This window comes from uncultured Roseobacter sp. (assembly GCF_947495275.1).
GTDB lineage: Bacteria > Pseudomonadota > Alphaproteobacteria > Rhodobacterales > Rhodobacteraceae > Roseobacter.
The window spans coordinates 1-12,966 of sequence record NZ_CANLYL010000001.1 but is presented as its reverse complement, the minus strand read 5'-3'; the positions used below and the strand labels follow the sequence as shown (position 1 = coordinate 12,966).

The 12,966-nt window shown below is 56.7% G+C and carries 11 protein-coding genes and 2 tRNA genes; 8 read left to right on the top strand and 5 right to left on the bottom strand.

The window, feature by feature from the left end; genetic code table 11:
* Positions 1-28: 28 nt before the first annotated feature.
* The 3 genes from rimK to Q0802_RS00055 all read right to left on the bottom strand — a co-directional run bounded on the left by rimK (position 29) and on the right by Q0802_RS00055 (position 2,669).
* Entirely contained in the window at positions 29-1,408 is a 1,380-nt protein-coding gene (rimK, locus tag Q0802_RS00065) for a 30S ribosomal protein S6--L-glutamate ligase (RefSeq protein WP_298911767.1), read from the bottom strand.
* A 92-nt stretch (positions 1,409-1,500) separates the two neighbouring features.
* Positions 1,501-1,776 (bottom strand): hypothetical protein, encoded by a 276-nt coding sequence (locus tag Q0802_RS00060; RefSeq protein ID WP_298911765.1) that lies wholly within the window; start codon positions 1,774-1,776, stop codon positions 1,501-1,503.
* The gene (locus Q0802_RS00055; RefSeq protein ID WP_298911763.1) at positions 1,773-2,669 is read right to left on the bottom strand and encodes an SPFH domain-containing protein; all 897 of its coding nucleotides are present in this window, start codon (positions 2,667-2,669) and stop codon (positions 1,773-1,775) included. The genes Q0802_RS00060 and Q0802_RS00055 overlap by 4 nt, the downstream gene beginning before the upstream one ends.
* Before the next feature lie 112 nt (positions 2,670-2,781).
* On the opposite strand from Q0802_RS00055, the gene tgt reads away from it, so the two are divergent.
* The 5 genes from tgt (at position 2,782) to Q0802_RS00030 (ending at position 8,122) form a co-directional block, all read left to right on the top strand.
* Entirely contained in the window at positions 2,782-3,909 is a 1,128-nt protein-coding gene (gene tgt / locus Q0802_RS00050; protein ID WP_298911760.1) for a tRNA guanosine(34) transglycosylase Tgt, read from the top strand.
* A 101-nt stretch (positions 3,910-4,010) separates the two neighbouring features.
* Positions 4,011-4,697, top strand: coding sequence for a methyl-accepting chemotaxis protein (locus tag Q0802_RS00045; RefSeq protein WP_298911758.1), 687 nt, complete (start codon positions 4,011-4,013; stop codon positions 4,695-4,697).
* A gap of 199 nt (positions 4,698-4,896) precedes the next feature.
* Positions 4,897-7,305, top strand: coding sequence for an endopeptidase La (gene lon, locus Q0802_RS00040; protein WP_298911756.1), 2,409 nt, complete (start codon positions 4,897-4,899; stop codon positions 7,303-7,305).
* A gap of 263 nt (positions 7,306-7,568) precedes the next feature.
* Positions 7,569-7,994: an HU family DNA-binding protein gene (locus tag Q0802_RS00035; RefSeq protein ID WP_298911754.1), complete on the top strand. Its 426-nt coding sequence runs from the start codon at positions 7,569-7,571 to the stop codon at positions 7,992-7,994.
* A gap of 53 nt (positions 7,995-8,047) precedes the next feature.
* Positions 8,048-8,122: transfer RNA gene (locus tag Q0802_RS00030), tRNA-Val, on the top strand.
* Positions 8,123-8,217: 95 nt separating this feature from the next.
* On the opposite strand, the gene Q0802_RS00025 is transcribed toward Q0802_RS00030, so the two are convergent.
* Together Q0802_RS00025 and Q0802_RS00020 are read right to left on the bottom strand one after the other, a co-directional pair.
* A complete protein-coding gene (locus Q0802_RS00025; RefSeq protein WP_298911751.1) occupies positions 8,218-10,395 on the bottom strand; it encodes a molybdopterin cofactor-binding domain-containing protein in 2,178 nt (725 codons plus the stop codon).
* Positions 10,396-10,398: 3 nt separating this feature from the next.
* Positions 10,399-10,860 (bottom strand): (2Fe-2S)-binding protein, encoded by a 462-nt coding sequence (locus tag Q0802_RS00020; protein ID WP_298911748.1) that lies wholly within the window; start codon positions 10,858-10,860, stop codon positions 10,399-10,401.
* 220 nt (positions 10,861-11,080) lie between these two features.
* On the opposite strand from Q0802_RS00020, the gene Q0802_RS00015 reads away from it, so the two are divergent.
* From Q0802_RS00015 to Q0802_RS00005, 3 genes are all read left to right on the top strand, one after another.
* On the top strand, positions 11,081-11,659 hold the full coding sequence (locus Q0802_RS00015; RefSeq protein ID WP_298911745.1) for a histidine phosphatase family protein: 579 nt from the start codon (positions 11,081-11,083) through the stop codon (positions 11,657-11,659).
* Between the two features lie 35 nt (positions 11,660-11,694).
* Positions 11,695-11,770: transfer RNA gene (locus Q0802_RS00010), tRNA-Val, on the top strand.
* Between the two features lie 290 nt (positions 11,771-12,060).
* Positions 12,061-12,819: a tyrosine-type recombinase/integrase gene (locus Q0802_RS00005; protein ID WP_298911742.1), complete on the top strand. Its 759-nt coding sequence runs from the start codon at positions 12,061-12,063 to the stop codon at positions 12,817-12,819.
* The last annotated feature ends 147 nt before the right edge of the window (positions 12,820-12,966 follow it).

Here is a 12,966-nt window from a genome sequence, read left to right as displayed (position 1 = left end):
ATTTTGTGATGTTCCGGGACCGGACCGGTCAGCCTTTGCGTTTGCGCGCGGGTTGCGGTTTCACACGGGCTTCGATCTCGTCGTAGAGCTTGCCAACGATGTCCTTGCCGGTCGCCTTTTCGATGCCCTCAAAACCGGGAGAGGAATTGACTTCAAGGACCTTGGGGCCGGATTCCGACCGCAAAAGATCGACACCCGCCTTGCCCAGCCCAAAGGCGCGCGCCGCGCGTACGGCTGTGTCGCGTTCCTCCCTGGTGATGCGAACAACCTTGGCCGACCCCCCCCGGTGCAGGTTGGATCGGAAATCTCCCTCGGCACCCGTGCGTTTCATTGACGCGACCACCTTGCCCGCAATGACAAGGCATCTGATGTCTTCCCCTGCCGCCTCTTTGACGAAATCCTGAACCAGGAAGTTCGCCTTGAGGCCGCGGAAGGCATCAATGACGGATTCGGCCGCCTTTTTCGTTTCCGCAAGCACGACGCCTTTGCCTTGTGTGGATTCCAGCAACTTAACGATCAGCGGGGCGGTTCCGACGAGCCCCATCAGGTTCGAGGTATCTTTTGGGGAGGCGGCAAAGGCGGTAACGGGCATGCCGATTTTCTTCGACGCCAGAACCTGATGCGCGTGCAGTTTGTCGCGCGACGCGGTGATCCCGGCAGAGCCGTTGACGCAATAGGTGCCGATGGTCTCGAACTGTCTGATCACGGCCGTGCCGTAGGGGGTGATCGAGGCCCCAATACGGGGGATAACCGCATCATATCTGGGCAGGCGTTTGCCGTCATAGTGCACTTCGGGCGCCATGGTATTGATCGCCATGTAACACCGGGTGGTATTGATGACCTCGACGGTGTGCCCCTTGGCTTCACCCACCTCCACGAGGCGGCGCGTGGAATAATTGTCTTCACGGCTGAGGACGGCAATGCGCAGCGCGCGTTTGGGGGCGCGGCGTTTGAGGGCTGCGGTGTGGTAGACATCATAGCTCAAGTCGGGTTGCAGGCGCTTCTCGGTTGGCGAGATCGAGATGTGATCGCTAAGTGCTTGCCGCCCCAGCAGCATGCGCGACGACATGGCACCGCGATTGGTCAGGGTGATCTCGATTGGCCAATGCTGATCGCCGACGCTGAGCGTGGAGGAAATCACAAACCGCTGTTCGGTCTCGCCGTTCGAAGAGGTGACTTCACGTCGGTCCACAAGTGGCGCAGAACAGGTGATCGCAACATCCTGACGCCCGGCAATCGGGTGGACGTTGAAGCGCACCTTGGGTTTTGCAGCGGGGCCAAACACCTCGATGTCATGGGCGTGCAATGCGGAGGTGCGCGCGCCCGTGTCTACCTTGGCTTTGAGCGCGGGCAACCCGAGGTCGGGCAGAGAGACCCATTCTTCCCACCCAAAAGTCAGTTTTTCCATGTCATCCCCCGATTATGTGTTCCAACCGGGGTAACAGGTGCATCCTGTGATCTCAACCATGGCAAAAGGCTGGCGCCGGGCGAAGGCCGCGTTCAGGTGTCGTTGATATCGTCGTGCACGATCCGTGCCGCCGTGGATTGCTTCTTGAAGGCCATCCGCAGGCCGATCCAGGCCAGCAGGGAGAGGCCTGCAAAAATGGCGAGCAACGCTGGCGCGCTGAAACCCGGAGAGGCAAGCACAACAGCCACCATGATTAATGCGCCAATCGCGAAACCAAGGAAAATGAACCCCGGGACCAGAACTTCGATCACTGCCAGCGCAAGTGCTGCAGCCATCCACACCCACCACAATTCGAGCAGTCCGGTCATGCACCACGCCCTTTGAGCAGCTTGAATGCATCACCGAAGGCTTCAATCGCCTGAGCGGGTACAACGATGGTCTGTTTGCCGTCGCCCGCACCAAGCGCGTTGAGCGCATCAACCTGTTTGAGGGCGATCTGATATTGCGCGGCTTCCAGACCATTTTCGTTGATCGCTTTCGCGACAACCTGAGTTGCGTAGGCTTCCGCATCGGCCAGGATGCGGCGGGCCTTTGCCGTTTGTTCAGAGGCGTAGAGTTCGGCGTCCGCCGCCAGTTCAACGGCACGTTTCGACCCTTCGGCCTCTGTGACCTGGGCGCGGCGGGCGCGTTCTGCGTTGAGCTGCTGCAACATGGCATCCCGCGTGGCCTGATCGAGATTGACGTCGAGGATTTCAGCGCGGGTCACCTCGATGCCCCAATCGTCCACCTGATCCTCGACCAGTGACTTGATGGTTGTGATCAGCTGCGAGCGGTTGGACTGCACTTCATCCAGATCCATCTTGCCGATCTCCGCCCGGACAATGCCCGCGACGGTGGTTGCAATGGCTGCATCGACATCACGAATTCTGTAGACAGTCTTTTCCGGTTCGGTGATGCGATAGAAAACAGATGTTTCCACCTGAACCAGCACGTTGTCCTTGGTGATCGCGTCTTGACTGGCGTTGGGCAATTGCCGTTCCAAAATGGATATTTCATGTGCCACACGGTCAATGAAAGGCACGATCAGGTTGATGCCCGGCCCCAGTACCGCGCGCAGACGGCCAAAGCGTTCGATCACGTATTTCTCTGACTGCGGAACGATCTTGACGGCCTTGATGACCAATACGATGAACAACGCCGCCAGAAGCAGAAAAACCAGGCTGCTTTCGATCAGCGACACGACTAACTCTTCAATGTTCAAATCACGCGTCCTTATGTGTGTTCCGCTGGATTAAAGTGGCGCTTTGCACCCAATATTGCAAGTTGGCTGCATTCCGTTTATCGCGCGAAAGGTTAGCAAAAAGGAAATATCAATGCAGCGGTTCAGCTTTGCCCGGACAGCCACGGATGGCAAGGCGCGCGCGGGCCTCATCAGCACGCCGCGAGGGGATATTCGTACCCCGGCGTTCATGCCTGTTGGTACCGCCGCCACCGTCAAGGCGATGATGCCCGGTTCGGTGCGTGAAACCGGTGCGGATATCCTGCTGGGAAACACCTATCACCTGATGCTGCGGCCAACGGCGGAACGCATCGACCGGCTGGGAGGGCTGCACAAGTTCATGAATTGGGAGCGGCCGATCCTGACCGATTCAGGTGGTTTTCAGGTCATGAGCCTCGCGGCTTTGCGCAAACTGACAGAAAATGGCGTCACCTTTAAGAGCCATATTGACGGGTCCAAACACGAAATCACGCCCGAGCGGTCCATGGAAATACAGAGGCTTCTGGGGTCGGACATCGTGATGTGTTTCGACGAATGCCCGGCCTTGCCTGCGGAGAAGGCAACGATTGCTCAGAGCATGCAGTTGTCGATGCGGTGGGCGGCCCGGTCGCGCGATGCCTTTGGGGACCGACCGGGGCATGCGCTTTTCGGCATTCAGCAGGGGGGGCTTGAGCCTGATTTGCGGGCTGAGAGTGCAGCGGCGCTGACTGACATCGGCTTTGACGGCTATGCCGTGGGTGGTCTGGCGGTGGGTGAAGGTCAGGAGGCGATGTTTGGCTGTCTTGATTTCGCGCCCGTCCAGCTTCCGCAGGACAAACCGCGATATCTCATGGGGGTCGGTAAACCGGATGACATCGTAGGGGCGGTCGCGCGTGGGATCGACATGATGGACTGTGTGCTGCCAAGCCGCTCGGGGCGCACGGGGCAGGTGTTCACCCGTCGCGGGGTCGTCAACATCAAGAACGCACGGCACGCAGATGACCCGCGTCCGCTGGATGAAGCCTGTCGATGTCCGGCCTGCCGGAACTACAGCAGAGCCTATCTGCACCATGTCTTCCGCAGTCAGGAGATTATCTCCTCCATGCTGCTGACCTGGCACAATCTGACCTATTATCAGGACTTGATGGAGGAGATGCGCACCGCCATCGCAGAAGGTGTCTTTGGTGCCTGGCAAGATAATTTTCACAGCGCGCGCGCGGATGGCGACATCGCGCCGATCTGACACGCCCAAGAGGCCAGTTTCATCCGTTTCTAGGGACGGCTTAACGCAAGCTTAACCCGCCGCCGCATAAGTTTGATCCACGTAATTGTGGAGGTGCCGAGATGAGCAGTAAACGCAGACATGCAAGGGATACGGAAGAACGTTCGCTGGACCGGACGTTGCATGATGTTCTCAGCAAGATCGCTCCAACGCGTGTCGCGGCGCTGCAAGTACTCATCCATCACATGGAAGCCGATAACGAGGGCGCTCAGAACGTTTCCCCGGCGGAATTTGCCGAGGCCGCATCACGCCTGCGCGACGGATTCGTGGCTGCGCGGGATCTTGAAGGAACATATCTTGCGCCGCATGAAGTTGTGCTGCCGGAAGGTTTGTCCAAATCTCTGGTCGAAATTACGTCAGCTCTGGCCGATTTGGTTGGCATTACAGACCGGTGCTCCGTCAGCGAGGATGCCGTCAAAGGCTTCAGACCATCAGGAAACATGTATGATCTTTGTTGCACGCGCGTTGCCAAAGGTGTCAGCGCCTTCAGCGCGGAACTGGGCGCCTTCTTCCTCGAACTGACGGACAAGGGCAAGGCGGATGAAATGGATCACACCAGTTCAATCGCGATGGAGATCGGTAAAATCGGTCGCGTGATCAATATGGTTGCCACAAATGCATCAATCGAGGCAGCGAGAGCAGGGGATGCTGGCAAGGGGTTTACCGTCATTGCGGATGAGGTAAAGGTTCTGTCTTCGCGTGTCTCGTCTTTGTCAGTGTCGCTGACGGACCGGTCGAATGTGAATTAGGTGCATCTTTGTTGGGGATAGATGCGATTTGACGGCTTGTGATTTCCGTGGTCAGTGGTCATTCTGACCGGAGCAAAAAAGAGCGGTAAGGTTGATTTTGGTTGGGGTGCGCCCCACCTTTAGCTTCCAAGCCTGGAGATGGCCAAGCGTTGCTGCATATGCGGGACCAGTGCCGTCTTGCCAAAAACAAGGAAAGAGCATGCAAGAGCCTCTGAACGCCTCATACCCTGTATTGCCATTGCGCGATATTGTGGTGTTTCCCCATATGATCGTGCCGCTGTTTGTCGGTCGGGATAAATCGGTCCGTGCCCTGGAAGAGGTCATGGCCGATGACAAGCAAATTCTGCTGTCCAGTCAGATCGACCCCGGCGTTGACGATCCCGATAGTGATGGAATTTACAAGGCCGGTGTTCTTGCCAATGTCCTGCAGTTGCTGAAATTGCCCGATGGCACGGTCAAAGTGCTGGTCGAAGGTCAGGCACGTGTGCGCATCACCGAGTATCTTGACAACGACAGTTTCTTTGAGGCGCGCGCTGAATACCTGACCGAGATGCCGGGCGACCTTGCAACAACCGAAGCTTTGTTGCGCACGGTGTCGGACGAATTCGAGCGCTATGCCAAGGTCAAGAAAAATGTTCCGGAGGAAGCGCTGGCAGCGGTTGGCGAGTCCACGGAACCAGCCAAGCTGGCCGATCTGGTCGCCGGGCATCTGGGCATCGAAGTGCATCAGAAACAGGATCTTTTGGAAACACTCAGCGTTTCTGAACGTCTGGAAAAAGTATACGGCCTGATGCAGGGCGAAATGTCCGTGCTGCAGGTGGAGAAAAAGATCAAGACACGCGTCAAGTCGCAAATGGAGCGGACTCAGCGCGAATACTACCTGAACGAGCAGATGAAAGCGATCCAGCAGGAGCTGGGAGACGGCGAGGACGGCAAGAACGAGGTGGCCGAGCTTGAGGCTAAGATTGCTGACACCAAGCTCAGCAAGGAAGCACGCGAAAAAGCCGATGCGGAGATCAAGAAGCTCAAGAACATGAGCCCGATGTCGGCAGAAGCGACTGTGGTGCGTAATTATCTCGACTGGATGCTGTCGATCCCGTGGGGCGTGAAATCCCGCGTCAAAAAGGATCTTGGCCGGGCGCAGAAGGTACTGGATGACGACCACTACGGTCTCGACAAGGTCAAGGAACGGATCGTCGAATATCTGGCGGTGCAACAACGCTCAAGCAAACTGAAAGGCCCGATCATGTGCCTCGTCGGTCCTCCGGGCGTGGGCAAAACCAGTCTTGGCAAGTCCGTTGCGCGGGCAACCGGGCGGGAATTCATTCGGATCAGTCTTGGCGGTGTGCGTGACGAGAGCGAAATCCGCGGGCACCGTCGTACCTACATCGGCTCGATGCCGGGTAAGATCATTCAGGCGCTGAAGAAAGCGAAAACCACGAACCCACTGATCCTGTTGGATGAAATCGACAAGATGGGTCAGGATTTCCGTGGTGATCCTGCGTCGGCGATGCTTGAGGTGCTTGATCCGGAACAAAACTCGACGTTTGTAGACCACTATCTGGAGGTCGAATACGACCTGTCCAATGTGATGTTCCTGACCACATCGAATAGCTACAATATGCCGGGCCCGTTGCTGGACCGGATGGAGATTATTCCGCTGGCTGGCTACACCGAGGACGAGAAACGCGAGATCGCGAAACAGCATCTGGTGCCTAAGCAAATCAAGAACCATGGTTTGAAATCCAAAGAGTTCAGTCTGGAGGATTCCGCGCTGACCGAGATGATCCGGACCTACACGCGCGAGGCGGGTGTGCGGAATCTGGAACGCGAAATCGCAAAGGTTGCTCGGAAATCGCTCACTAAAATCATCAAGAAAGAGGCCGATGCGGTGACCGTCACCGACGAAAACCTGGATGATTTCCTCGGCGTGAAAAAATTCCGCTACGGTCTGGCTGAGAAAGAGGACCAGATCGGCGTGGTTACAGGGCTGGCATATACTTCAGTCGGAGGTGAACTGCTGAGCATCGAGGCGCTGCGTCTGCCGGGCAAAGGTCGCATGAAGACCACGGGCAAGTTGGGCGATGTGATGAAAGAATCGATTGACGCGGCCTCCAGCTATGTGCGGTCCATCAGCCCGAAAATCGGTGTCAAACCCCCGCAATTCGACAAAATCGACATCCACGTGCACGTGCCCGATGGCGCCACGCCTAAAGATGGCCCCAGTGCGGGTCTGGCCATGGTGACTTCGATTGTGTCGGTTCTGACGCAGATTCCGGTTCGCAAGGATATCGCGATGACCGGCGAGGTGTCTTTGCGCGGGAATGCCATGCCCATCGGTGGCCTGAAGGAAAAACTTCTCGCGGCGCTGCGCGGTGGCATCACCAAGGTTCTGATCCCGGAGGAGAATGCCAAGGATTTGCCGGAAATTCCGGACAATGTGAAAGATGGATTGGAGATCATTCCGGTCAGTCATGTATCGGAAGTCCTGAAACACGCACTCGCACATGCGCCAGAAGCGATTGAATGGGATCAGGAGGCAGAAGAGGCCGCGGCTGCCGCGATTTCCTCCAAATCAGATAATTCGGATGCTGCCACGGCGCATTGATCGCAAAATCGAAAGTAGAATTGAAAAGCAGCTCGTAAGGGCTGCTTTTTTCTTGAGCAGACGCGAAGCCGAAAGAGGGCGATAAAATAGATGTCAGTGGCAGGGTATCCACCGTGCCTCGGCTCGGTGGCACAGCGCAACCTTCACAAGCTTACTGGTTTTGAATCGAATGTGTGGATTTTGTTCGCCGATATCCTTAGGCTTTGGTCAATACCGCTTTCACGTGAGTGATCTTGATAAACCAAAGCGGCCAGAGGGGCATTATGAGCACAGCAAAAGACACGAGCCGTAAAGGTGCACCGCGCGCAAAAGCCCGATCGGGCAAAGCGGCGCCGAAGCCTAAATCGACGACCAAAACACTCAAAGCGCCCGCGACCGACAACATCTCGAAAGTAGCATTGGGAACCGGGGATGCTAACGAGCAGTCCACAACACTGCGCAAGAAAGAACTGATAGAGAGTGTCGTTGCGCGTACGGGGCTCAAAAAGAGAGACGCCAAACCGGTTGTCGAGGCGATGTTGGCGGAATTGGGTGAAAGCCTTGCGGCGGGCCGGTCTTTGAATTTGCCACCCCTGGGTCGGGTGCGCATCAACAGGGAAAAAACGCTTGCCAATGGGCGGGTCATGATCGTCAAGGTGCGCCAGACCAACCCACCGCTAAAGGCAAAGACACCGGCGGATGAGGTGTGAAGCACTTGATTTGCTCTTGTAGCGGCCGATGCATTTGGATAACCGAGTATCGCGGGTGATTAGCTCAGTGGTAGAGCGCTTCGTTCACATCGAAGATGTCAGGAGTTCAAATCTCTTATCACCCACCATTTTTGACTGTGTGCGTTAACTCCCAAAGAAAAAACCCGCCACGATCTATGCGCAGCGGATTCCTGTTGATCTGGGCGTCGCTGTCATCCAATCCCTAAACGAATTCAACACCTTCGTTGATCATCGGCAGCGAAGTGATCCGGGGCCCATCGACGGCAATCGCGTTTGCGAGCACCGGTCCGGCAGGGGGCGTTCCCGGCTCGCCAATGCCTGTCGGGGCTTCAGCGGAGGGGATGATGTGCGTCTCAATCGCGGCGATGTCGTGAATGCGCAACGGCTCATAGTCAGGGAAATTAACCTGATCCGCAGCGCCCTCGGTCAGGGTAATTTCGTTGCGCATGGCGTGTCCGATGCCATAGCCGATCCCACCTTCGATCTGGGCCTTGATCACATCAGGATTGATGGCCAATCCGCAATCGACGGCGGCTGTGATCTTCTCGATCTTGATCGCGCCATCCTCGTCTCGCGAAATCTCGGCAACTTCTGCAACAAAGGAGCCAAATGATTTGTGCACGGCAACGCCCTGGCTCCGACCGTCGGCTGCCTTGCCCCAACCGGCTTTTTCCGCGGCAAGCTCAAGGACCGCAGCTTTGCGCTGTTGGTCGGGAGTGTCGCCCGCGAGGTATTCAAGCCGGAAGGCCACCGCATCCTTGCCTGCTGCCTTGGCCGCAATATCCATCATGCTTTCCATGACATAAGCGGTATGGCTGTGGCCGACGGACCGCCACCAAAGCAGCGTGGTTGCCGGTTTGTTATCCGTCAGACCAAAATGCATGCCCGGGATCGCGTAAGGCGTATCCGCAGCGCCCTCGACCGATGAGTGATCAATCCCATCGCGCACGATCACGCTCTCAAAGAAGGTACCTTTGAAAATGGATTGACCTGCAATGCGATGATCCCAGCCCACGATTTTCCCATCGCTGTCCAGTCCCACTCGGACCTTGTGAGCGAACGCCGGGCGATAGTAGCCTGCTGTGATATCATCCTCGCGCGACCAGACCAGTTTGACCGGGCGCGTGCGATCCGTCATGGCAAAAGCCAGCGCGATTTCCACCTGGTAGTCGGCCGTCGGTGTTGCGCGGCGACCGAAGGAGCCACCGGCCAGGATAGTATTCACCTTCACCTTTTCCATCGGCAATTCGAGAATGCTGGAGAGGACCGAATGGTCATTGGTGGGAAACTGGGCACCGTCGTGAATGACTACGCTGCCATCTGCAAGCGGTTCGATTGTGGCTCCTAATGGCTCCATGGGAGCATGCGCCAGCAGTGGGAAGTAAAACGTCTCCTCAACAACCTTCTCGGCACCCTCGATGGCGGCAAGCGTGTCAGACAGCTCAGCCTCCGATGACGCGTCAAATTCCGATGTATCGTCAAGCGCTGCAAAGAGCTCGCGTTTGATATCTTCCGAGCTGCGGCTTTCCGCGGCTGAAAAATCCCACTCTACTTCAACTGCTTCGCGTGCCTGGAAGGCGGCCCAAGTCTTGTCGGCATAGATCGCTACCCCCGCTCCGTTGGGCAGCGCCAGCGCCTGGATGAAGCCTTTGACGCTCTGCGCGCCCGCAGCATCAAACGATGCGACGGTACCCCCCATGCGCGGTGACCTCTTGATTACCACTACCATCTGGTTTTCGAGTTGGATATCCATCGCGTAAACGGCGGTTCCGTTGATTTTGGCGTCCTGATCCTTTCGATGAACCGACGCATCCCCGATGACCCGGAAGGCGGATGGATCTTTGAGCGTGGGCTCTGAGGGCACGTCTAATGTTGCCGCTTCAGCCACGAACTCTCCGATCATGCCCTCCTTCCCGGCACCTGAAATAACACCATCGAGCAGGGTCAGATCAGCCGGATCTGCATTCCAGCGCTGCGCGGCGGCTGTGATCAGCATTTCGCGCGCAGCGGCGCCCGCCATCCGGTATTGCATGTATGAATTGGCGATGGCGGTGGAACCCCCTGTGCCCTGGAACGGACCAAACGCCAGGTTGTTATAGACATCGGGGTTTGAAGGCGCGAATTCGAACTCAATCGCATCCAGGCCCATGTTCATTTCTTCTGCGATCAGCGTCGAAAGCCCAGTGGCAGTACCTTGCCCCTTTTCGAAATGTTTGAGGATCGCTGTGACAGTACCATCAGAGGAGACGGTCACAAATGGGTTCAGCGCGTTCCCACCTGCCTTGGCCAGAGCACCCGTGGGGGTCACGCCGATGGCAAGCATGCCACCGGCTGCGGCGGCGGATGCGAGAAAGCTTCTACGGGTTGTGTTGAGTGTCATGGATCAAGCCTCCATCAGTTCTGAGGCGCGCTGGATGGCGGCTCGAATGCGTTGGTAGGTGGCGCAGCGGCAGGCATTGCCGTTCATGTAGTCGTCGATTTCAGCGACGCTTGGGGATTTGTTTTCAGTCAGCAGGCCGACAGCGGACATGATCTGCCCTGATTGGCAATACCCGCACTGAACCACATCCAGCTCTGCCCAGGCGGTCTGGACGGCTTTTGCGGCGTCTGAACTGAGACCTTCGATCGTGGTAATCTCGGAGCCTTCAACATCTTCGATGTAGGTTTGGCATGATCTGACGGGTTCGCCATCAACATGTACCGTGCAGGCCCCGCAGGCAGCGACACCACATCCGAATTTTGTGCCGGTCATCTTGAGGTCATCGCGGATCACCCAAAGCAGCGGTGTTCCCGGTTCTGCATCGACGTGATGCGTCGTCCCGTTGAGTTTCAATTCGATCGTCATCGTCTGGCTCCCTGGTCGTTGTGGTGGCTTTATTCCCGTTAAGATAGTGGGGGTGGAGAGAATTGGTACTTGCGAAATGCGCCAATCTGCATTCCGCTTGCGCCTGCCAGTCGAACCCCCGCTGTTCAAAAACGCCGCGTCTATGGAACCCGCTGCTTGCCATCTAGAAGCAACTGCGTCAGGGACAGGTTTGTTGGCCTGATCAAGAGAGCTTAAAAATATGATACCGCCAGTCTACATCCTGCGCCACGGCCAGACTGAATGGAATGCCCAGCACCGGATTCAGGGACGCCTTGATTCCCCCTTGACCGAACAGGGACGCGCGCAAGCCCGTGCCCAACGTCAGATATTGGGAAGCTGCGATCTTACTGGTTTTCAAGCGTTGTGCAGCCCGCAGGGTCGGGCGTTTCATACGGCCTCCATCGCATTGGATGGTCTGGTGGCTGCCATCAACACAGATCAATGCTTGTCGGAAATCGCTGTCGGGGACTGGGAAGGCATGCGGCGCGATGAACTGATCATTGATCGCCCCATGGATGAGAGTGAAGAAAGCGCGTTGGATCTATACGAAAGAGCCCCGGGCGGAGAAGGATTTGTTGCTCTTCACGCGCGTTGCCGGGCGTTTCTTGAAAGGCTCTCCCAGCCATCGGTGCTGGTGACCCATGGAATCACCTCACGCATGTTGCGCCTGATCATTCTGGAGATGGATATATCCGAAATCGGCCGGTTACCGGGCGGGCAGGGGGTTGTCTACCATCTTGAGAACAAAGAAATGAAACGCTTGTCGATAGGGGCTTGAAGCCATGCGCGACTTTGACTAAACCACGCGTCATCGGGTCGTTAGCTCAGTTGGTAGAGCGCTTCGTTTACACCGAAGATGTCGGGAGTTCGAGCCTCTCACGACCCACCATTTAATCTGCAAAATGTATCAGGCACTTACGCGGATTGCACAATTCTAGGTGCACTCTGTGAAAATCTGTCCGCTGCGCCTCCGCTGCACTTGAGAGCTGAAGATGTCTCCAAACAATGGAGATACGATCAATGGCGACGGTGAACAAACGACCCAGTGGTAAATGGCAGGCGACGGTCCGTAAGGATGGCAGGTCTCATTCCAAATCATTCAGCAGGCGTGCAGACGCTATGAAGTGGGCGAGAGAGACTGAGATACAAGCTGAGCATGTTGGGCTGCAAGAAAGCGCAATGAGTGCTGTGAGCGCGATGACACTGGGTCAGGTGCTTGAGCGCTACCGTGACGAGGTTACAAGTACGAAGCGGTGCTCAGAAAATGAAACCTATGCGATCAACGGCTTCCTGCGGTCCTGTCCCAAGCTGACAGGCAAGCCCATTTCCAAACTGACCACAGCCGATTTCATTGCTCATCGGAACGAACGCTTGCAAAGGATGAAGCCTGCAACGGTAGTGCGGGAATTGGGCTGGATGCAGCACGCTATCGACATAGCCTGTTCGGACTGGGGCCAGCGCGTACGGGAGGGCAATCCTGTAAGGCAGGTGCGTAGGCCGCGTATCAACAACAGGCGGGAACGGCGATTGCAGGCAGGTGAATGGCAGGCGCTACTTGATGCAGTGAATGAGACCCGACTTCCATTGATGAAGCCCTTGCTGACTTTGGCGCTAGCGACGGGCATGCGCCGTGGCGAGTTACTGTCGATACAGTGGAAGCACGTGGACTTGGACCGCTGCACTGTTTTCCTGCCACAGACCAAGAACGGACGTACCCGCACAGTCCCTCTTAGCCCGACTGCGGTGCATGTACTGAAGGAATTGCCGCGTACTGAAACGCGATGCGTGCCTTTGTCGGGTAACTCTGTCCGGTTGGCCTTTGATCGGTTGCGGCGAAGGGCAGGGGTGGCTGACCTGACCTTCCATGATATCCGGCATGAGGCAGTGTCCCGCTTCGTGGAAAGGCGGTTTGTCGCTTGCTCAGGTGCAGATGATTAGTGGCCACCGCGATCTGCGTATGCTGATGCGCTATACACTCACCTCCAGACTGATGACATCGTTGCCAAACTGAGCAGCCCCACTTGAGTGGTCCAAATTGAAAGTTAGTGCATGATTGGCCTTTGGTCCATCAAGACGATGGCTTCA

Coding starts and splice junctions, on each gene's coding strand:
- rimK (WP_298911767.1), bottom strand. CDS start 1,408: ATGGAAAAACTGACTTTTGGGTGGGAAGAATGGGTCTCTCTGCCCGAC.
- Q0802_RS00060 (WP_298911765.1), bottom strand. CDS start 1,776: ATGACCGGACTGCTCGAATTGTGGTGGGTGTGGATGGCTGCAGCACTT.
- tgt (WP_298911760.1), top strand. CDS start 2,782: ATGCAGCGGTTCAGCTTTGCCCGGACAGCCACGGATGGCAAGGCGCGC.
- Q0802_RS00045 (WP_298911758.1), top strand. CDS start 4,011: ATGAGCAGTAAACGCAGACATGCAAGGGATACGGAAGAACGTTCGCTG.
- lon (WP_298911756.1), top strand. CDS start 4,897: ATGCAAGAGCCTCTGAACGCCTCATACCCTGTATTGCCATTGCGCGAT.
- Q0802_RS00035 (WP_298911754.1), top strand. CDS start 7,569: ATGAGCACAGCAAAAGACACGAGCCGTAAAGGTGCACCGCGCGCAAAA.
- Q0802_RS00025 (WP_298911751.1), bottom strand. CDS start 10,395: ATGACACTCAACACAACCCGTAGAAGCTTTCTCGCATCCGCCGCCGCA.
- Q0802_RS00020 (WP_298911748.1), bottom strand. CDS start 10,860: ATGACGATCGAATTGAAACTCAACGGGACGACGCATCACGTCGATGCA.
- Q0802_RS00015 (WP_298911745.1), top strand. CDS start 11,081: ATGATACCGCCAGTCTACATCCTGCGCCACGGCCAGACTGAATGGAAT.
- Q0802_RS00005 (WP_298911742.1), top strand. CDS start 12,061: ATGAGTGCTGTGAGCGCGATGACACTGGGTCAGGTGCTTGAGCGCTAC.